The 19,226-nt window shown below is 67.1% G+C and carries 16 protein-coding genes; 9 read left to right on the top strand and 7 right to left on the bottom strand.

The features are described from left to right. Positions 1–4: 4 nt before the first annotated feature. From urtD to uca, 6 genes are all read right to left on the bottom strand, one after another. A complete protein-coding gene (gene urtD / locus ACSHT8_RS34310) occupies positions 5–745 on the bottom strand; it encodes an urea ABC transporter ATP-binding protein UrtD (protein WP_436496184.1) in 741 nt (246 codons plus the stop codon). Then, on the bottom strand, positions 742–1,764 hold the full coding sequence (gene urtC, locus ACSHT8_RS34305; RefSeq protein WP_436496182.1) for an urea ABC transporter permease subunit UrtC: 1,023 nt from the start codon (positions 1,762–1,764) through the stop codon (positions 742–744). The genes urtD and urtC overlap by 4 nt, the downstream gene beginning before the upstream one ends. Beyond that, entirely contained in the window at positions 1,761–2,645 is an 885-nt protein-coding gene (gene urtB / locus ACSHT8_RS34300; protein ID WP_436496180.1) for an urea ABC transporter permease subunit UrtB, read from the bottom strand. Before urtB ends, urtC begins: the two co-directional genes overlap by 4 nt. A gap of 66 nt (positions 2,646–2,711) precedes the next feature. Beyond that, a complete protein-coding gene (gene urtA, locus ACSHT8_RS34295) occupies positions 2,712–3,842 on the bottom strand; it encodes an urea ABC transporter substrate-binding protein (RefSeq protein ID WP_436496178.1) in 1,131 nt (376 codons plus the stop codon). Positions 3,843–3,961: 119 nt separating this feature from the next. After that, a complete protein-coding gene (atzF, locus tag ACSHT8_RS34290; RefSeq protein WP_436496176.1) occupies positions 3,962–5,647 on the bottom strand; it encodes an allophanate hydrolase in 1,686 nt (561 codons plus the stop codon). Beyond that, a complete protein-coding gene (gene uca / locus ACSHT8_RS34285; RefSeq protein WP_436496174.1) occupies positions 5,644–9,156 on the bottom strand; it encodes an urea carboxylase in 3,513 nt (1,170 codons plus the stop codon). The genes atzF and uca overlap by 4 nt, the downstream gene beginning before the upstream one ends. Positions 9,157–9,271: 115 nt before the next feature. Here uca and ACSHT8_RS34280 point away from each other — a divergent pair, with 115 nt between their 5' ends. Together ACSHT8_RS34280 and ACSHT8_RS34275 are read left to right on the top strand one after the other, a co-directional pair. Next, positions 9,272–9,631 carry a YidH family protein gene (locus ACSHT8_RS34280; protein WP_436496172.1) on the top strand — a complete coding sequence of 120 codons (360 nt, stop codon included), beginning with the start codon at positions 9,272–9,274 and terminating at the stop codon, positions 9,629–9,631. Further along, positions 9,628–9,870 (top strand): hypothetical protein, encoded by a 243-nt coding sequence (locus ACSHT8_RS34275; protein ID WP_436496170.1) that lies wholly within the window; start codon positions 9,628–9,630, stop codon positions 9,868–9,870. Before ACSHT8_RS34280 ends, ACSHT8_RS34275 begins: the two co-directional genes overlap by 4 nt. Before the next feature lie 200 nt (positions 9,871–10,070). On the opposite strand, the gene ACSHT8_RS34270 is transcribed toward ACSHT8_RS34275, so the two are convergent. Next, a complete protein-coding gene (locus ACSHT8_RS34270; RefSeq protein ID WP_436496168.1) occupies positions 10,071–10,907 on the bottom strand; it encodes an Eco29kI family restriction endonuclease in 837 nt (278 codons plus the stop codon). Positions 10,908–11,021: 114 nt separating this feature from the next. On the opposite strand from ACSHT8_RS34270, the gene ACSHT8_RS34265 reads away from it, so the two are divergent. The 7 genes from ACSHT8_RS34265 to ACSHT8_RS34235 all read left to right on the top strand — a co-directional run bounded on the left by ACSHT8_RS34265 (position 11,022) and on the right by ACSHT8_RS34235 (position 19,207). Then, positions 11,022–12,371, top strand: coding sequence for a DNA cytosine methyltransferase (locus ACSHT8_RS34265; protein WP_436496166.1), 1,350 nt, complete (start codon positions 11,022–11,024; stop codon positions 12,369–12,371). 18 nt (positions 12,372–12,389) lie between these two features. Then, a complete protein-coding gene (gene vsr / locus ACSHT8_RS34260) occupies positions 12,390–13,181 on the top strand; it encodes a DNA mismatch endonuclease Vsr (RefSeq protein WP_436496164.1) in 792 nt (263 codons plus the stop codon). A 251-nt stretch (positions 13,182–13,432) separates the two neighbouring features. Beyond that, a complete protein-coding gene (locus ACSHT8_RS34255) occupies positions 13,433–15,823 on the top strand; it encodes an ATP-binding protein (RefSeq protein ID WP_436496162.1) in 2,391 nt (796 codons plus the stop codon). 4 nt (positions 15,824–15,827) lie between these two features. Then, the gene (locus ACSHT8_RS34250; RefSeq protein WP_436496160.1) at positions 15,828–17,501 is read left to right on the top strand and encodes a DEAD/DEAH box helicase family protein; all 1,674 of its coding nucleotides are present in this window, start codon (positions 15,828–15,830) and stop codon (positions 17,499–17,501) included. Between the two features lie 5 nt (positions 17,502–17,506). Beyond that, positions 17,507–18,097 carry a hypothetical protein gene (locus ACSHT8_RS34245; RefSeq protein ID WP_436496158.1) on the top strand — a complete coding sequence of 197 codons (591 nt, stop codon included), beginning with the start codon at positions 17,507–17,509 and terminating at the stop codon, positions 18,095–18,097. 178 nt (positions 18,098–18,275) lie between these two features. Then, entirely contained in the window at positions 18,276–18,782 is a 507-nt protein-coding gene (locus ACSHT8_RS34240; RefSeq protein ID WP_436496156.1) for an ATP-binding protein, read from the top strand. 164 nt (positions 18,783–18,946) lie between these two features. Beyond that, entirely contained in the window at positions 18,947–19,207 is a 261-nt protein-coding gene (locus ACSHT8_RS34235; protein ID WP_436496154.1) for a hypothetical protein, read from the top strand. Positions 19,208–19,226: the final 19 nt, after the last annotated feature.

The following is a 19,226-nucleotide window of genomic DNA, read 5'->3' as shown; positions in this document are numbered from 1 at the left end:
ACCTCTAGGGCGCCGCGGCGGTGCCCAGATAGACCTCCTGAACCCGAACATCCGCCTGCACCTCCGCCACCGTCCCCTCACTCAGCACCTTCCCCGCGTGCAGCACCGTCACCGACGAAGCGAACGACCGCATGAAGTCCATGTCGTGCTCCACCACGACCACCGTCCGCTCCGCCCCGATCCGCCGCAGCAGCTCGCCGGTGTCCTCCCGCTCCTGCGCGCTCATCCCCGCCACCGGCTCGTCCAGCAGCAGCACCCGCGCGTTCTGCACGATCAGCATCCCGATCTCCAACCACTGCTTCTGCCCGTGCGGCAACACCCCCGCCAACTTGTCCCGCACGTCGGCCAGCCCGACCACCTCCAAAGCCGCCAGAACATCCGAAGGCACCCGCGACCGCCGCCGCAGCAGCGTCAGCGGCCCACGCCCGGCCCCCGCCGCGATGTCCAGGTTCTGCAGCACGGTCAGGTTCTCGAACACCGTCGCCGTCTGGAACGTGCGCCCGATCCCCAACCGCGCGATCCGATGCACCTTGCGCCCCAACAACTCCGTCCGGCCGAACATCACCGACCCGGTCGCGGGCGCCAACCCGGTGATCGCGTCGACCAGCGTGGTCTTCCCGGCGCCGTTGGGCCCGATGAGGAACCGCAGGTCCCCTTGCAGCACCGTCATCGAGACCCCGTCGACCGCCGTGAACCCGTCGAAGCTCACCCTGACGTCGGTCAGTTCCAGATAGTCGCTGTTCACACGGCCTCCCTGCGGCGGCGGATCGAGGACAGCCCGGCGGGCAGGAACGCCACGACCAGCACGAACAGTGCCCCTTGGAAGTAGATCCAGAACGACGGGAAGCTCTCCGACAGCGTCGTCTGCGCCCACGCCACGGTGATCGCCCCGACCACCGGGCCGAACAGCGTCGCCCGCCCGCCGATCGCCACGCCGATCAGGAACGCGATCGACGGCACCACGCCCACGCTCGCGGGCGAGATGATCCCCACGATCGGCACGAACAGCGCCCCCGCCACCCCGGCCATCGCCGCCGCCGTGACATAGGCGACGATCTTGACGTTGGCCGGGTCGTACCCGAGGAACCGGACCCGCTCCTCCTGATCCCGCACCGCGACCAGCAGTTCGCCATACCGCGACCGATACAGCTGCCACGCGATCAGCAGCACGATCAACAACGTGGAAGCCGCTATATAGAACAGCATCCGCTTGTTGACCGGGTCGTACAGGTTGAACCCGAAGAACGACCGGAACCCGTTGAGCCCGTTCGTCCCGCCGATCGTCTGCTGCTGCCCGACCAGCAGGATGGCGAACGCCGCCGCCAGCGCCTGGGACAGGATCGCGAAGTACGCACCGCGCACGCGACGCCGGAACACCGCGAGCCCAAGCCCCAGCGCGACCACGGCCGGGATCAGCACCACGCCCACCAGCGTCACCGCAGGCGACCGGAACGGCTCCCACCACCCCGGCACCTCGCCGGATCCGTACAGCCTCATGAAGTCCGGCACCCCGGACGGTCCCGCGTCCTCCAGCTTCAGATGCATCGCCATCACATAGGCGCCGAGCCCGAAGAACACGCCCTGCCCCAGCGTCAGCATCCCGCCGCGGCCCCAGGCCAGCCCGATACCGACCGCCACGATCGCGTAGCAGACGAACTTGCCCAGCAGCGACAGCCGGAAGTCCGACAGCACCGCAGGAGCCAGCACAAGCAGCGCCAGCCCGAGCACGCCGAACCCGGCCAGCGACCACGCTTCCCGCCTCATGCCAGGCTCCTCGTCCGCACGCTGAAGATCCCTTGTGGACGGACCTGCAGGAACACCACCACGACGGCGAACACCGCCACCTTCGCCAGGCTCGCGGTCGTCGAGTACTCGAACGTCGCCTGCAGCAGCCCGAGCCCGAACGCGGCGATCACCGTGCCCTTGATCTGCCCGATCCCGCCCGCCACGACCACCAGGAACGCGTCGACGATGTAGTTGGTCCCCAGCGTCGGCCCGGTCGACCCGAGCAAGGTCAGCGCGACACCCGCCACCCCGGCCAGGCCGGACCCGATGAAGAACGTCAGCCGGTCCGTCGCCCTGGTCGACACCCCGGCGGTCTCGGCGAGGTCCCGGTTCTGCACCACCGCCCGGATCCGCCGACCCAGCGCGGTTCTGGTCAGCACCAACGCCAACCCGCTGACCGCCACCACCGCGAGCCCGAGGATGAACAGCCGCGCCGCGGGCACCTGCGTGATCCCGAGATCCACCCCGCCGCTGAGCCACGCAGGCGCCTTCACATCCACGTTCGGCGCCCCGAACACGTCCCGCGCCACCTGTTGCAGAATCAGCGCCACACCCCACGTGACCAGCAGCGTGTCCAGCGGCCGGTGGTACATCCGGTGGATCAGCGTGGCCTCCAGCAGCACCCCCATCAGACCGCCGACGAGGAAGCCCAGCGGAATCGCGACCACCAGGGCGATCCCGGCGTCGGCGATCACGCCCTGCACGACGAACACCGTGTAGGCGCCCGCCATCATGAACTCGCCGTGGGCCATGTTGATCACGCCCATCTGCCCGAACGTCAGCGCCAGCCCGAGCGCCGCCAGCAGCAGCACCGACCCCAGCGAGAGGCCCGCGAACAGCTGGCCCAGCAATGCGTCCAAGGCCCACTCCTTTCCGAGGGGGAGCCCGCCGTGCCCGGTCAGTTGACCGGGCACGGCGGGAGACCGTCAGCCCGCGAGGCCCTTCGCCCAGTCGTAGCCCTTGAGGAACGGGTCAGGCTCGATCGGCTTGGGCGAGCTCCACTCGGTGTGGATGAGCCCGTCGGCGCCGACCTTGCCGATCAGCGCGGTCTTGGCGATGTGGTGGTTCTCGCCGTTGACCGTGACCGGGCCCTCCGGCGCGTCGTGGCTCACCCCGCCCGCGGCCTTCTTCACGTCGTCCGGCGTGAACGACTTCGCCTTCTCCACCATCGCCTTCCACAGGAACAGCGAGGTGTAGGCGGCTTCCATCGGGTCGGAGGTGACCCGGTTGGCGCCGTACTTGTCCTTGAACGCGGTCACGAACGTCTTGTTCGCCGGCGTGTCGATGGTCTGGTAGTAGTTCCACGCGGTGAGCTGCCCGACCAGGTTGTCGACGCCGACGCCGCCGACCTCCTCCTCGGCGATCGACACCGAGACCACCGGCATCGCCTCTGCGGTTAGGCCCGCGTTCTTGTACTCCTTGAAGAACGCGACGTTCGAGTCGCCGTTGAGCGTGTTGAACACCGCGGCCGCGCCAGATCCCTTGACCTTGTTGACGATCGTGGCGAAGTCGGTGTGGCCGAGCGGGGCGTACTCCTCGCCCTTGACCTCGATCCCGTTGGCCTTCGCGTACGCCTGGATGATCTTGTTCGCGGTGCGCGGGAAGACGTAGTCGGAGCCGACCAGGAAGATCGACTTGACGCCCTTCTCCTTGAGGTAGTCGAGCGCGGGCACGATCTGCTGGTTGGTGGTGGCGCCGGTGTAGAAGATGTTGGGCGAGGACTCCAGGCCCTCGTACTGCACCGGGTAGAACAGCAGCGCGTTGGCGCCCTCGAACACCGGCAGCATCGCCTTGCGGGAGGACGAGGTCCAGCCGCCGAAGACCGCGGCGACGCAGTCGGAGCTGATCAGCTTGGTCGCCTTCTCGGCGAACACGGTCGGCTCGGACGCGCCGTCCTCGCTGACCACCGACAGCTTCTTGCCCATCACCCCACCGGCCGCGTTGATCTGGTCGGCGGCGAGCTTCAGCGAGTCGAAGACCGTCTTCTCACTGATCGCCATCGTGCCGGACAGCGAGTTGAGGAAGCCAACCTTGACCGTGTCGCCACTGGTGTCCACACAGGACTTCGACGCGGTCCCCCCGGACCCCGAGTCGGTTCGGCTGCCGCAAGCGGTTGCGGCGAGGGCGATGACACAGAGAGCGGCGAGGGATCTGACTTTGTTCAAGGGGATGCCTTTCACGGGGAGGAGAGATAAGCGAGCCAGCCGCCATAGGACGTGATGTCCACGCAATCGCGGGCGACGGCGAAGTCACAGTGGAAGCCGACAGCCGAGCAGCCGTCGGTCAGAGCGACCTGACCCAGGCTCATCGGTGCTGGCAGTGCGGCCAGGAACAGACCCAGCGCGGCCGGCGCGAGCGTCCAGCGTTCGCCGGGCAGCGAGGCACCGTTCTCCGGTCCGGTGTGGACGATGCCGGGCTTCTCCGGATGGCCTGGGATGGCGACCATCCGGTACTCGGGCGCGGTGTGCACGTCGCCCGCGAACCGCGCCCCGAGCGCGGTGAGCTGTGGGTTGAGCGGCTGGCCCCGCAGGTGGGCGCCGAAGACGACCAGGTCGATCCCGGTGTCCGGATAGGGCTGGGCCGCCTGTTCCCCGGTGAACAGCGCGGCGAGGTCGAAGGCGAGCTGGTCGTCGAAGGCGCGGGTGATCACGCTGACGCCGAACGGCCCGCCGTCCGCGGTGCCCGCCGGGACCGCGACGGCGGCCATGTCCAGCAGGTTCACGAAATTGGTGAACGTGCCCAGCGCCCGGTTCACCCCGATCGGGTCGGCGGCGACCTCGGCGATCGTCGGGTGGAACGGGACAGTGGGCAGCAGCAGGGCGGACCGGCCGTCGAGTGTGCGCGCCGCGGCGGCGCGGTGGTGGTCGAGCCGTTCGAGGTCGACCACGTGGTCCCGCGCGGTGAGCAGCGCGGCGGCGCCGATGATCGCGGCGACGCTGGGGTCGAGGTCGGCGGGCCGGGTGTCGACGAAGTCGCCTACAGCGGCGTGCCGCTCGGCGACGAAGGTGCCGTCGTAGAGCAGGGTCGCCGCGTCCAGCAACCCCGACACGTCGACGGCCTCGGCCCGCACGCCGCGTTCCTGCAGCCGCGCCACGGCGTCGCCGAAGGCGCGGCGGGCCTCGAACGACAGCGGTGCCAGGTTCTCGTCGCACGGGATCGCCACGACCGGCGCGGCGGCCAGCCGCACGCCCAGCGGCCACGTGCGGGAGCGCGGGTCGGCAGGGTCGGGCCCGGTCATCACCGCCAGCGCCTGCTGCGCGAGCGTCAGCGTGCCCGCGAAGACCGTGACGGCGTCGTACGACCGGCAGGCGGGCACGACACCCGTGGTGGGAACCAGCCCGAGCGTCGCCTTGACCCCGACGATCCCGTTGAACGCGGCGGGCACCCGGCCGGAGCCCGCGGTGTCGGTGCCGACGCCGATGTCGGCGATCCCCAGCGCGACCGCCACCGCCGATCCGGAGCTGGACCCACCCGACACTCTGACGGGGTCCAGCGCGTTGCGGACCGCGCCGTACGGGCTGCGCGTGCCGACGAGGCCGGTGGCGAACTGGTCGAGGTTGGTCTTGCCGAGCACGATCGCGCCCGCCCCGACGAGCCGCTCGACGGCGGTGGCGGAGCGTTCGGGCTGGTAGGCGAAGGACGGACAGCCCGCGGTGGTCGGCAGGCCCGCGACGTCGACGTTGTCCTTGACCGCGACGAGCAGCCCGGCCAGCCGCGGCCGCTCCCCCGCCGCGACCCGGTCGTCGACCAGCTTGGCCTCGGCGACCACGTCCTCCTCGGCCCGCAGCGTGATCCACACCTCGGGCCGGTCGACCTCGGCGATGCGGGCATACGCCGCGCGTACCCGCTCGACGGCGCTCACGCCGCCTCCCGCTGAGCCAGCACGGCGAGCACGTGACCGGCGTCGAGGTGTTGGCCGGGGGTCACCAGGATGTCGGCGACGACCCCGTCCACCGGGGCGCGCACAACCACCTCCAGCTTCATCGCCTCCAGCCGAAGCAGGCTCTGACCAGCCACGACGTTGTCTCCCGGTCGCACGTCGACCTGCCACACGCTGGCGCTGAGCGGCGCCTCGACCACGCTGCCGCCGGGCGGGACGGTGACCGCGGCGGGCGGCAGCGGCTCCGGCTCCGGCCGCGGGTCGAACTCCCCCGCCGCCTGCCACGCCAGCCGCTCGGCCTCGAACGCGGCGCCCTGCCTGGTCTGGAACTCGGCGATGCTGTCGGCGTTGTCGGCGAGGAACCGCTGGTGGCCCGCCAGGACGAACTCGCCGTCGGAGATCTCCAGGCTGGTGCGGCCCGCGCGCAGGTCGGCGCGGTAGTCGAGCAGTTCGGCGGCGCTGACCGGGAAGAAGTGGACCCGGTCGAAGAACCGCAGCAGCCACGGCACGCCCTGCTCGAACGGCCCGTACTGGCGCAGGCCGGACCAGATCGGGACCGTGCGGCCGATGAGCTGGTAGCCGCCGGGGCTTTCCATGCCGTAGACGCACATGTAGGCGCCGCCGATGCCGACTCCGCCTTCCGGCGTCCACGTGCGGGCGGGGTTGTACTTGGTCGTGACGAGCCGGTGCCGCGGGTCGAGCGGGGTGGCGGCCGGGGCGCCGAGATACACGTCGCCGAGGCCGAGGACCAGGTAGGACGCGGCGAACACGATGTCCCGCACGTCGTCCACTGTGGACAACCCGTTGATCCGGCGGATGAACTCGATGTTGTCCGGGTTCCACGGCGCGTCCGGCCGGACGTTGGTCTGGTAGCGCGCGATCGCCTCGTGGATCGACGGGTCGTCGAACGACAGCGGCAGCCACACCGACCGGCTCGGCACCGACGAACAAGGCGGAGGCTCGATCTCCCGCAGCAGCCCCAGCAGCTGGCGCAGGGGAAGGACGTCGGGATCGGTGTGGATGTGCAGGGACCGCACGCCCGGGGTCAGGTCGACGATCCCGGCCGGGGCCGCGTCCCGCAGCGCCGACATCAGGGCGTGCACCCGCATCCGCAGGCCGAGGTCGAGCGTCATCGGGCCGTACTCGACCAGCAGGTTGTCGTGGCCACTGCGGCGGTAGGTGACGTCGTCGACCCGGGCAAGGACGCCGTCGTCGCCGTCGCTGCCGAGCGCGTGCGGCCGCGACGGGCCGGGGGTGTGCAGGGCGGCGGCGGTGGTCTCGGGGACGGGGACGAAGCGGACGGTGTCGCCGGGGCGGAGCTGGCCGACCTTCCAGCGCGCGCCGGTCACGACGGTCACCGGGCAGATGAAGCCGCCCAGGCTGGGGCCGTCCGGGCCGAGCAGCACGGGGGTGTCACCGGAGACGTTGACCGCGCCGATGGAGTAGGCCGTGTCGTGGACGTTGGACGGGTGCAGGCCCGCCTCGCCGCCGTCCGGGCGGGCCCAGAGCTGCTTGGGACCGTTGAGGCGGACGCCGTTGCGGGCGGACTGGGTGTGGACGGTCCAGTCGGTTTCGTAGAAGCGGGCCAGGCCGTCGCGGGTGAGGAAGTCGGGGGCGGCGTGCGGGCCTTCGGAGACCTCGATCTCCCAGTGCGCGTGGAAATCCAGGGGTTCGGCGGCCTGGGCGGGCTGGGGTTCAGCCGTGCCGGGACGCAGGACGTCGCCGGTGCGCAGTGCCCGGCCGCCGTGGCCGCCGAACGCGCCGGCGGTGAAGGTCGACGCGCTGCCCAGGTACGTCGGCACGTCGAGGCCGCCGCGGACCAGCACGTACGTGCGCATCCCCGGCCCCGGCGGCGCGGCGACGTCGAGGACGGCGCCCGCCGGGAGGTCGACGGGTTCCCATTGCGCGACCGGCACGCCGTCGACCGCGACGATGGCGGGCGCGCCGGTCACGCAGACGGTGGTGTCGTGGCTGAAGCGCAGCGCGGGGCCTTCGAGGGTGCATTCGAGGCCGGGCACGCCCTCGGGATTCCCGAGGGCTCGGTTGCCCGCGCGGAACGAGCGGTCGTCCATGGGGCCGCTGGGCGGGACGCCGACCTCCCAGTAGCCGGTGCGGCCCGGCCAGTCCTGCACGGTGGTCGACGTGCCGCCGCGCAGCACGTCGATCCGCGGCTCGGGGTCGGCGAAGGTGTCCGATGTGGAGTGTTCGACGGCTTTTACGCGCGCGTCGGCGCAGATCGCGCGGAGCTGGCCGAGGTTGGTCTGGACGCCGTCGATCCTGGTGTCGTCGAGGGCCGCGGCGAGGTTCGCGAACGCCTCGGCGCGGGTGTCGCCGCGGGCGATCACCTTGGCCAGCAACGGGTCGTAGGCGGTCGAGACGGTCTGCCCGGCCTCGACCCAGCCGTCGACCCGCACACCCGCCGGGAAGTCGGCGCGGGTGACCAGGCCGGAACTCGGCTGGAAGTCGAGCACGGGGTCCTCGGCGTAGACGCGCGCCTCGACCGCGTGGCCGCGCGGAGGGACGTCGGCCAGGAACCCGCTCTCCCCTCGGGCGAGCCGCAGCATCCAGCCGACGAGGTCGATCCCGGTGACCTCCTCGGTGACCGGGTGCTCGACCTGCAGCCGGGTGTTGACCTCCAGGAACGCGACTTCGCCGCGGTCGGCGTCGTAGACGAACTCGACGGTCCCGGCACTGCGGTAGCCCACCGAGGCGCAGAGTTCCCGCGCGGCGGTGTGGATCCTGGCCCGGACGTCGGCGGGCAGCCCGGGCGCGGGCGCCTCTTCGAGGACCTTCTGGTTGCGCCGCTGCACACTGCAGTCCCGGTCGCCGAGCACCACGACCTTGCCCCGACCGTCCCCGAACACCTGCACCTCGACATGCCGGGCACGCTCGATGAAGCGTTCGAGGTACACCCCACCCCGGCCGAAGTTGGCCGCCACCAGCCTGCCGACCGTGTCGAACGCGTCCCGCAACTCGGCTTCGTCTGCGCAGGGCCGCAACCCGATGCCGCCACCGCCGGACGTCGCCTTGAGCATCACCGGATACCCGATGCGCGCGGCCGCGTCCACCGCGTCCCCGACGTCGGCGAGCAGCCCGCTGCCCGGCAGCAGCGGCACGCCCGCCTTGCGCGCCGCCTCCCGCGCGGTGTGCTTGTCCCCGAAGAGTTCGAGCTGCTCCGGCGTCGGCCCGACGAAGACCAGCCCCGCCTTGCCGACCGCCCTGGCGAAGTCGGCGTTCTCCGACAGGAACCCGTACCCCGGGTGGACCGCGCCCTCCGCGAGCGCCACGATCCGCTCGATGTCCAGATAACTGCCCACCCGATGCGCCACATCGGCGAGCGCGGTGTGCGGCGCCCCCGCGTCCGCGTCGGTGTAGATGGCCGCCGTCCGCAGCCCCATCGCCTTCGCCGACCGGATGACCCGGCAGGCGATCTCCCCCCGATTCGCGACGAGGAGAGCTGTATACCGCTCTGTCGACTTCGCCGTATCCATGGCGGCGAAGTTAGGGATCATGTGTTTCCGCTTCGCCGTCCCGCGGTGGCGATCACATGTCCCCCGGTTACGCGTCACCAGGCCCGCGCGTAACACAGCGGGCAGGATCAGCGGCATGGACAAACGCTGGCCCCGCCAGGTCTACGGCGAAGGCACCGAGCCCGACGCCCGCTTCTCCCTGGCCAACGAGCGCACGATGCTCGCCTGGATCCGCACCGGCCTGGCCCTGGTCGCCGCCGGGGTGGTCGTGGACGCGGTCGACCTGCCGGTGCCTGACTCCGCCCGCCGGTGGCTGGCCGCCGCCCTGGTCCTGTTGGGCGCCCTCGCCGCCGCTGGTGGCTGGTTCCGCTGGGCCCGCACGGAACGCGCCATGCGGACGTCCCGACCGCTGCCTGCGCCGACGCTGGCGGCGGTGGTGGTCAGCGGGCTGCTGGGCGCGGCCCTGGTCGTCCTGATCGTGATCCTGACCCGATGAGCGCGCATGTGGAACGGACGACGCTGGCGTGGACCCGGACCGTCCTCGCGGCACTGGGCCTCGCCGCGGTGGTGATCCGGCTGAAGATCTCCGACCCCATCCTGACCAGCGTGGCGACCGTGGCGGTCTGCTTGCTGTTCCTCGCCATGATCAGCTCCGATGTCGCCCGGCGATCGGCCGCGGTGGTCGGCCTAATCTTGGTCGTGGCGGCTGTGGAGCTGACCGGGCTGCTTACTTGAGAGGGCCGAACCGGCTGCCCGCCACGCGATCTGACGGTCGGCGATGAAACTAGGTTCCGCTGAGCCCGATTGCCAGCTTGACGAACAGCTTGAGGTCAGGTCCGAGTACGCATCAATCAACTGCGGTCGATGGCATCGCGACTCACTCCACTACGACCCGCGAGCACACGCGATAGCCAAGAAGGCGGTAGTCGATTGAGTCACCCGTCACCGTCGACTACATCGTCGGCCGTCAACTCCTCAGAAGATGACACGGGCTCGGCCTCGATCGCGGTCCCGGCTCGGTAGTAGCGGAACGCGCTCTTATACTCGGTCGGCGAGTCCTCGTACATGATCACGTAGCCCATAAGGGCCGTGATCTGCCACGACTCCGGAAGCGCCGCTGAGACCAGACGAAAGGCCTCATCGGCCGACAACCGAACCTTTACCACGCTCACCTTTGCAACCTTCGATTGCGGCGGCGTGTCGTAGCGAAAGTTGTAGAAGAGTCCCCTCTTGAGCACCTTGAGGAAGTCGTGGAGCGTGTACTCCCCCGGCTCCAGACCCTCGACAGACTTGTCGAGGTCGATCTGATACAGGACGTCGAAGTGATCCTTCTTCAGGATCGTACGGTCCCGCTTGCTGCCGGGGTCATTGTTGCCGAAGCCGTTGTTATTCCAGGGAATACTGCCAATCCCCTTGTAATGGCTGATGAGCAGCCGCTCCGGAGCGAGAGCCGAGAAGTCCTCATCGACGTAGAGGCAGGAAAAGGAGAAGTCAGCGAGGTCGACGTCGCGCCGTCCTGAGAGTTTGCGCAAATGATCGCGGAGCCGACCGGGCAGTGTCTGATCGGCCTTGCCGACGTACACGAACTCGCCCCCGAGGTACAGCTGATATACGCCCGGCCGTTCATCGAGCGCCGCGAGGTTCTCCTCGGCCAGGGACGCCCTGCCCAAGCCGTTCAGCGCGGCCGCCAACTGATCACCCAGCGCCTTGGTGATACTCAACCGGAAGTCGGCATGATAGTCGGCGCCACCGCTCGACTTGGCCTTCCGCACTCGTCAGCCCCTTCCCGCGTTGATCACCATGAACCCTACGGCCATGTTCACCCCATTGGCGACTCGCTCGAACATACGACACCGTCACCACCAGCTCCGCGGTATGGTTCCCCCATGGTTGAGCAGCCTCAAGCCAAAGAAGAGTCACGCACCAGTGTTGAGCTGTTCGCTGGCGGGGGCGGACTAGCCATGGCCGTTCACCAGGCGGGCTTCCGCCCGCTCCTGTTGAACGAGTTTAACAACCGCGCCTGCGAGACCCTGGTAGCCAGCGCGAAGAAGACCCTGGGCGTCGATGGCCTGGTCCGAATCGAGGCGACCAGGCCCGAACCACCGGAACCAGGCCAACCAGCCCCCCTCTTCCCGGGAGACGTGCGCGATCTTGACTTGAGCGCCCTCGAGGGCAAGGTCGACGTTCTCGCCGGAGGGCCACCCTGCCAACCGTTCAGCGCGGGCGGCGTGGCCAAGGGCGATGAGGACAAGCGCAACATGTTCCCCGCGATGTTCAAAGCTGTCCGCGAGATTCGTCCGAAAGCCGTCATCTGCGAGAACGTGCGGGGTCTCCTCCGTCCGTCATTCGCCGAGTACTTCCAGTACATCCAGAACGAACTTCGCCTACCTTTCGAGAAGCGCGATAGCGAGGCGAAGTGGCAGGACCACGACGCCCACCTGGCCGGAATTCTCCGAAAACTGTCCGATGAGGACAGTGACCCCGACCACTACAAAGTAGTGATGATGCCGGTCAACGCCGCCAACTATGGGGTACCGCAGGTGCGGAACCGCGTCGTTCTCGTCGCCTTCCGGGCGGACCTAGGTGTCGACGTTGAGACGTTCACCAAGTACGTGAGGACGCCGAAATTCTCCGAGGCCGCTCTCCTGCGTTCCATGCGGGACGAGGACGGCCCATACTGGCGGCGTCACTCGGTGCCAGATCACGTCCGCGACCGGGTTCAGGCGCGGCTGCCCAAGGTGATCAAAGAAGACGACTGCCAGCCCTGGCGTACGCTGCGGGACGCCATCGCGGGCTTCGGTACCGACGTCAAGCTACCCCCGCTGCCGCCGGTCGACCTGAGCCGCCTCGATGAGAAGTATGACTTCGGTAAGAGTGTTGGGATCGTCGATCACATCGGATGGCCCGGTGCGCGCATATACAAGGGGCATACGCCGAACGAACTCGATCAACCAGCGAAGACGGTCAAGGCAGGCGTACACGGCGTGCCTGGCGGCGAATCCGTGATGCTGCTCGATGAGCGGATTCGCGATCCCAAGGCAGCTGACGGCTGGACGTACCGCCACCGCTACATGACGGTGCGCGAAACCGCGCGGGTGATGACGTTCCCCGACGCGTGGCTCGGATCCGGCCCACGCGGCGAGCAGATGAGGCAACTGGGCAACGCTGTTCCGGTGACACTCGGCGAGTTCTTTGCCACCGCGGTTGCCGAGGCCCTTACGGCAGCGGGACATTGACGGACGGGATTCCGACGGATGGCGCGGACCGAAGGGCAGGAGCACTGGAAGGCGCGACTCCCTCCCGAGCGGGCCTACAAGCGGCGCGGGGGAGGCGTGACACCGACGGCCGAACAGGACCGCGCCGCGGGAGGACATAACCGGCGCAGCGTCGCGTTGGCCGACGGGCGGTTCGCGCGGGCCTCGATCAGTCTACGTCTGTACCGGAGCACGCGGCGGATCCGCGCCTATCTTCGCTGGTCACAGAATGGCAAGACCCAGGAACGCTATGTTTGCGAGGTCGAGCATGACTTCAGAGGAAGGAATCTGACTGAAGCATGGCAACGCGCCAGGGACATGGGACTTCTGGCCGCGGAATCGCTGCCTCCCGAGTCGACGGCGTCCTCCCCGGAGGTTCGAGCATCCATGCGAGCCAACCGCCGCAAGGACACCAGACCTGAGTTGGCACTGCGGAGGCTGCTCCATAGGCGTGGCCTCCGCTATCGCGTCGACGCCCAGCCGCTTCCAGAGATCCGCCGAACGGCGGACGTGCTGTTCCCGGGCGATCGGGTGGCGATCTTCGTCGATGGCTGCTTCTGGCACGGCTGCCCCAAGCACTACCGTCCCGCCGTCAAGAAGGCGGAATTTTGGAGCGAGAAGATCGCCGGTAACCGCACGCGGGACATCGAGACCAACGAGATTCTGCGAGCTGCGGGCTGGCACGTAATCCGTATCTGGGAGCACGAGAACCCCACCTTGGCGGCCGAGCGCGTCGAGGCGCGACTCCATGAGGTCCGAACTGAACGACTGCGGCGGTCAACTGCTCAGTGAGCGACGACCAGATCGTCGAACTTAGTCGACACCAATTCGGCAGCGTGTACTCACTTGGTCATTCTGTGAGAATCGACGATTCGCTCGTTAGACCGAGCCGTGAGGTGGCGGATCCCTGCCAACGCGAAAGTAACTCACTCACGCTGCGCCCCCGGGGCCGGGTCTCCCAAGCAGCCGTAGTTGTCGGTACCATGCAATATCTTACTTAGGGCGGATCGGGCCCAACGTCCACCTCTGACGGGAGCAACGCCTTGCCGACCGACACCGACGGGTCTTCGTTCGAGGAAGTAGACCTCACGCCTTCTCCGCAGTTGTTGGAGGCACTGGGTGACATCCCCTATAAGCCCTGGCAGTGCCTGGCGGAGCTAATCGACAACTCCTTCGACGATTTTCTCGCGGATCCAGATCCCGGCGAACGACAGGAGGTGTGGATCACCCTACCTAAGGCGTCCGATTACGACCCGGTCGTCAGCCTGCAAGACAATGGGCGCGGAATGAGCCCGGAGATGCTTCAGAACGCTCTGAAGGCCGGGTACAGCGGCAAGCGACGTTACGGCAGTCTCGGATTGTTCGGTATGGGCTTCAATATCGCCACGGCTCGGCTGGGCAACCAAACCGAAGTGCGAACGACTCGAGCGGGCGACGCCGATTGGTTAGTCGTCGAGATCGACTTGCGACGCCTGCAACAGAATGACACATTCAGGACTCCGCTTCGTCGTGAACCAAAGCTGGATCTGACCGAACATGGTACCGAGGTGATCGTCCGGCGCCTCCGAGCCGAGATCGCCGACGATTTGAAGAAGACTCATCGACACACTCAAATCCGCGGGGATCTAGGCCGGGTCTATTCGTACCTTCTACGCGGCGCGAGCCCCATCCCGGGTGTTCCTGACGGTCCAATGGCAGGACGTGGCTTCCGGCTGAAGGTAAACGGCAAAACCGTTTCACCGAGGCTGCCCTGCGTTTGGTCATCTTCGCGGACAGTAACCAAACAAGGTAGAGAGATTCCCGCAGTGAAGTCGGTCGACATCCGGATGGCGGCCGCATTGGCCTGCATGAAATGTGGCCATTGGCAGAATCCCGACCTTGACCTCGACCGATGCGCACAGTGCGACAGCGATGACATGCGGCTGAGCGAACGTCGGATACATGGCTGGTTCGGCGTCCAGCGATATTTGGACGAGACCGACTATGGGATCGATTTTCTCCGTAATGGTCGGAAAATCCGAACCGGAGACCGATCGCTGTTTGTGTGGGAGAATCCCGATGACGGATCGCAGTACCCTGAATACCCGGTCGACATTCCCGCCACCCAGGGTCGCATCGTAGGCGAGATCCATCTCGATCACGTCCCAGTAGGCTATCAGAAGACTGACTTCAACCGGGAGAGCCGCGACTGGCGTCAGGCGGTCATCGCACTGCGCGGAGAAGGGCCGATGCGGCCGAAAAAGGCTGCTGCGGCAGGGTATCCGCTAAACTCCTCCCCTCTTGGAGAGATCTTCAAGGGCTATCAAGAAAACCGGCCGGGAGCCGAAAGTCTTACCCCCGGAAACGGGAGGACGGCAATCCATGACGCGACCCGCGAATGGGGCGGAAAATTCCATTCCGGTAAGTACCCGGAGTTTCTCTCCGACGAGATCTGGTATCAGGCAGTCTTGGCCCACGATGAAGCCCGGGAGAACGGCGGAACGCTGGCACGGTCGAAAGCGCCCGACGAAAGCGGCGATTCATTGGCTGGCCGAACTGGTCTGAGTCCAACCACGGGAATCCAGCCGGACCGCGCGACCCCGCTGTCCCCATCCGCACCGCCACCCGCTCGTGAGATCATGGAGACTGAAGACGAACGTTTCGAGCGATACCGCGCCGACGCACGCCAAGTCGTCGATCTAACGGGTGAAGTGACTCTTCCCCGACTAGGGCGCAGGTTCGTGACAGTGTTCGACACGCGGACTCCGTTGCTGGATGACCAAGCCCAGCAGGTTCCCTCCCTGACTCGTATGGGCAGAGGCGTGAATCTGGAGGTGTTCGTCAACGGCGAGCACCCTGTTTTCCGCGAGTACGGACGCGATCCGCGAGACTACGCGCTGATGGAGATCGCCCAGACGTTGCTCGCCTTCGCACCGGACGGACAGAAGATCACCGCGGTCACGGCCGAGGTCACGCGCCAGTTCCCTGACCAGAGGGTGACCGAATCGGCCTTGCGTGACCGTGCGGACTCCCTGCTGGGCCGAGTACGCGAGCTGATGGCGCCAATCGTTGGGCCGATGGCTGGCGAACTGTGGGAGGCACTTCCGGATGAAGTCAGGCAGCGCGCAGAGCGCGATGCCGGGCGATCGAACGCCGCCCTGGACTGGCCCACAGTGCTAAAGAACGGGGCATTCGTCGCTCATCTCGACGCGGCCGGGATCGCGGCCGTCGTCCGAGCGCACCCGTCTCGCTTTCTGGACGGAGCCGTGTTCAGGACATCGTGGAGTGGCTGGTCCGACACCGCGGTCAAAGACCGTCAGGTCACGCAGACCGTCCGACCGCTCGAGGTCGTGGGTGAGTTCCTGGCAGAGCCCGGGACGAAAACACGCCTAGAGTTGTCGCTGGCGCGGATCACTTTCGACATACTCGACGACAGCGTCGCCGGATCGGTGTGAGGTTTTGAACACCTCATTCACCGCCCCGGAGTTCCTTCGCGCATTGGGACCGCATGGCTTTACGCGCCAAATAGAGCGCCTCGCGCTGCACCTCGGCTTTACCGATGTCATCAATATCGACGGCCCGAACGACCAAGGCGGTGACATCCTCGCCACCCGGGAGGAACGTCTATGGGTATTTCAGGCCAAGTGGAAGGCTGGCGCGGCGGTACCACCGACCGCAATCGATGAAGTTCTGGCGGCCAAAGCACACTACAGCGCAGACCATGCCGTCGTGGTGACCAACAGTCGCTTCGGTCCGGTCACCCGCAGGCGTCGCGACAGTCTCGCCGCAGTCGGAATGCGGGTCGAACTATGGTCGGGTCAGGAGCTGAATGACCTTTACGCCGACAACCGCTTCACAACGGAGCGGCTCCCTGCCCGTTCGCTGCGCCCATACCAAGACCTCGCTCTGCGAGAAGTTCTCGGCGACCTCGAGAGTGCCGACCGGGCTTTGCTGGTCCTGGCGACTGGCCTCGGGAAGACCGTTGTCGGTGGCGAAGCCATCAATCACCATCTGCGAGAGCATCCGCAGGACAAAGTCCTGATCGTCGCACCGGCCAAGGACTTGGTGGACCAGCTCGAACGTGCGATGTGGCACCACTTGCCCAAGTCGGTGCGTACCCAGCTTTTGACGGGTGATCACCGCCCAGACGACCTGCGTGGCGTCACTTGCGCCACGACTGCCAGCGCGCTCTCCTATGCCCGCGCTGGCTACCGCCCGGCTCTAGTCATGGTCGATGAGGCCCATCATGTCGCAGAGGACGGCCAATTGGCCGAACTCCTCGATATCCTTCGCGTCAGTCGGCAGTTTGGCGTCACCGCTACTCCGTGGCGCGGTGACCGCTTCGACATCCGTAAGCGATTCGGAGAGCCTAGCTACACACTCGGCATCGAAGACGGCATGCGTCTGGGCTACCTGTCCGAGGTCCGCTACCGATTGTACTCGGACAATATCGATTGGGACTTCGTCCGCGGCATCAGCGATCATAGTTACTCGATCAAGGACCTCAATGCCCGTCTCTTCCTACCCGAGCGAGACGAAGGCGTACGTGAGCAGCTGAAGGAAGTCTGGGCGCGCACTCAGCGGCCTCGCGCATTGGTCTTCTGCCGCACCATCGAACACGCCGAGCGGCTCGCAGCGCTTCTCGGTGAAGTACCACAGTGGCGAGGGGCGCTCGCCGTGCACGCGGGCCTGAGCAAGCGGGAACGTCAGTCTCGACTCATGGCCTTCCGCAGCGGAAAGACACCCATTCTCACCGCCGTCGACATCCTCAACGAAGGCGTCGACGTGCCGGACGTGAACATCCTTTGCTTCGCAAGAGTTACACACAGCCGCCGGATCTTCATCCAGCAGCTTGGCCGCGGCCTGCGCCTGCGGGACGGTAAATCGCACGTCGAGGTTCTGGACTTCGTCAGCGACATCCGTCGTGTCGCCGCTATCCTGAACATCCGCCAACAGATCGCCGAAGACGAAGTCGAAACCTTACGCCTCGCAGAGCGTGGCACGACCTTCGAATTCGCCGACCAGCGAGCAGAGAGCCTGATGCGCGAATGGATCAAAGACGCGGCGAGTCTTGAGACGTCACTGGAGGACAGCCGACTCCAGTTTCCCGACCCGGCCGCCTTTGGGGGATGAATCATATGAGCTTTATCGATGACGATATCCGTCGAGAAGTTATCACCGAGATCTACCGACAGGTTGACGAACTCGACTGGGATGGCATGTCCTTGCGTGAGCGCTCGGAGTACTACGTGCGCTGGATCGACGACCCGCTCATCGGTGGCAAGTTGGGACGCTTCATCGAACGTGATCGGATCCGAGTGTGGATCAAGGACGGCCCGATCAAGGAGTTGTCGCGAGCGCGACACGGCATCGGTTCATACGCGCAGTTCACGGCGCATCAGTACCCCGGCATGGACGAGATCGCCCGCCAGGCCATCGGGCAAGAATGGCGGTCAGACGCCGATACTTTGGAGGTCAAACCCAACCGCTGTCTAGTCCGTGGACCGGGCGCAAACGCCCTGATGATCTGGGGATCCGCCACCAAGCTCGCCGACCTCGTGTGGGCCGCGATAAACGCGCGCGTCGATGGCGGGGCTGAACCCATCATCGTCATCACCTCTCCCCAGGGAACTCGACTCAGTGATGGTGAGAAGCAACGGCACCAGCTCATCGCCGAAGTGGCCGGTGTCGAGCTTCGACACATCACGCTTCGGCTGGCCCGCACTTAGCGTCGACGCGCAGACCCCAGGAACAAGGGGAAGGCTGCGGCATGTTTGTCACCTTGGCACGAACTTCTTGGTCACGGTGCCGGAACAGCCGCACACGGGGAGTGAAAGATCCTGCCCGGGCTCACGGTCGGGTGAGGGCCCATGGCACCATCTTGCGCACGCGTGGAGGGAGAGGCCGATGAACGACCGGACCGAACAGGTCGATGACCTGCAGCTGGTCGCCATGCCGAGCGCGGTCGGGTGTGCGGAGATGTTTGTCAGGTTCTCCCTCACCGAGTGGTCTCTCCGCGACATGCGTGACACCGCCGCCGAGGCGGCCAGGGTCATCACCGAGGCGGTCGTTTCCACCGCCAATCCGGCGACGCCCGGGATGGTCACCGCGCGGGTGCGGCTCTCGGGGGCGGATCTGATCTTCGAGGTCGAGACGCCGCGGGCGGTCGCCGCGCCCGCGATCCCCGGGGTCCACCGGACCGGGACGACGCAGATCGGGCCCGGCCGCTACGTCGTCTGGTGTGCGTTGGCGCTGCCCAGTGGGATGAGTGCCTCCGCGGTACCCCTGCCCCGCAGGCAGCGCAAGCCTTCGCAGGCGGCGCGGCAGGTGGCTCCTGAGGAGCCGATGACGACCGATCCCGACGTCATGCGGCGGATCCTCTTCGGGCTGAACTCCCCCGATCAGCGCCCGTAAACAAGTATCTGCTCACACACCTGCGGTCTCTAACAAGATGTACAACGCGTTTTGGTCACGCTTTGTAACATCGACCGGTGTGGCTTCCGATGCAACCAAGTGACGGGGTCAAGCATCCAAAGCAGCACCACAAACGAAGTCTCCACCGCAGGGGGGAACCAGAGATGTCGAGCGAACCGCACGAACTGAGTCATCGGGCACTGGCCATGCTGCGCGCCGTCGCCGCTGGGCGGGCGCAGATCAGCTGTGGCCGCGAGCCGGACCTGTACATCGACGGGATGCCCTGCTGCGACCAGTTCAGCGCCCACGTGCTGACCCACGACGGCTTCATCGCCGCGGGCGACGGGCCCTTCGGGCAGCTCGTCCCCGCCGTGCTGACCAGCGCGGGCGTCGCCGCGCTCGAGTCGGTCGCGGTAGCCGCCTGACACCGTCGGGCAGGCGGCT

This window comes from Actinokineospora sp. HUAS TT18, assembly GCF_051364635.1.
In the GTDB taxonomy this organism is placed as follows: Bacteria; Actinomycetota; Actinomycetes; order Mycobacteriales; family Pseudonocardiaceae; genus Actinokineospora.
Note: the sequence above shows the minus strand (reverse complement) of the source record. Positions and strands in the feature narration are given on the sequence as shown.

What these genes read in the sequence shown, in the direction of transcription:
- ACSHT8_RS34275 (WP_436496170.1), top strand. Translation starts at nt 9,628, where the DNA reads ATGAGCGCGCATGTGGAACGGACGACGCTGGCGTGGACCCGGACCGTC.
- ACSHT8_RS34245 (WP_436496158.1), top strand. Translation starts at nt 17,507, where the DNA reads ATGAGCTTTATCGATGACGATATCCGTCGAGAAGTTATCACCGAGATC.
- ACSHT8_RS34265 (WP_436496166.1), top strand. Translation starts at nt 11,022, where the DNA reads ATGGTTGAGCAGCCTCAAGCCAAAGAAGAGTCACGCACCAGTGTTGAG.
- uca (WP_436496174.1), bottom strand. Translation starts at nt 9,156, where the DNA reads ATGGATACGGCGAAGTCGACAGAGCGGTATACAGCTCTCCTCGTCGCG.
- ACSHT8_RS34235 (WP_436496154.1), top strand. Translation starts at nt 18,947, where the DNA reads ATGTCGAGCGAACCGCACGAACTGAGTCATCGGGCACTGGCCATGCTG.
- urtC (WP_436496182.1), bottom strand. Translation starts at nt 1,764, where the DNA reads ATGAGGCGGGAAGCGTGGTCGCTGGCCGGGTTCGGCGTGCTCGGGCTG.
- ACSHT8_RS34240 (WP_436496156.1), top strand. Translation starts at nt 18,276, where the DNA reads ATGAACGACCGGACCGAACAGGTCGATGACCTGCAGCTGGTCGCCATG.
- ACSHT8_RS34280 (WP_436496172.1), top strand. Translation starts at nt 9,272, where the DNA reads ATGGACAAACGCTGGCCCCGCCAGGTCTACGGCGAAGGCACCGAGCCC.
- vsr (WP_436496164.1), top strand. Translation starts at nt 12,390, where the DNA reads ATGGCGCGGACCGAAGGGCAGGAGCACTGGAAGGCGCGACTCCCTCCC.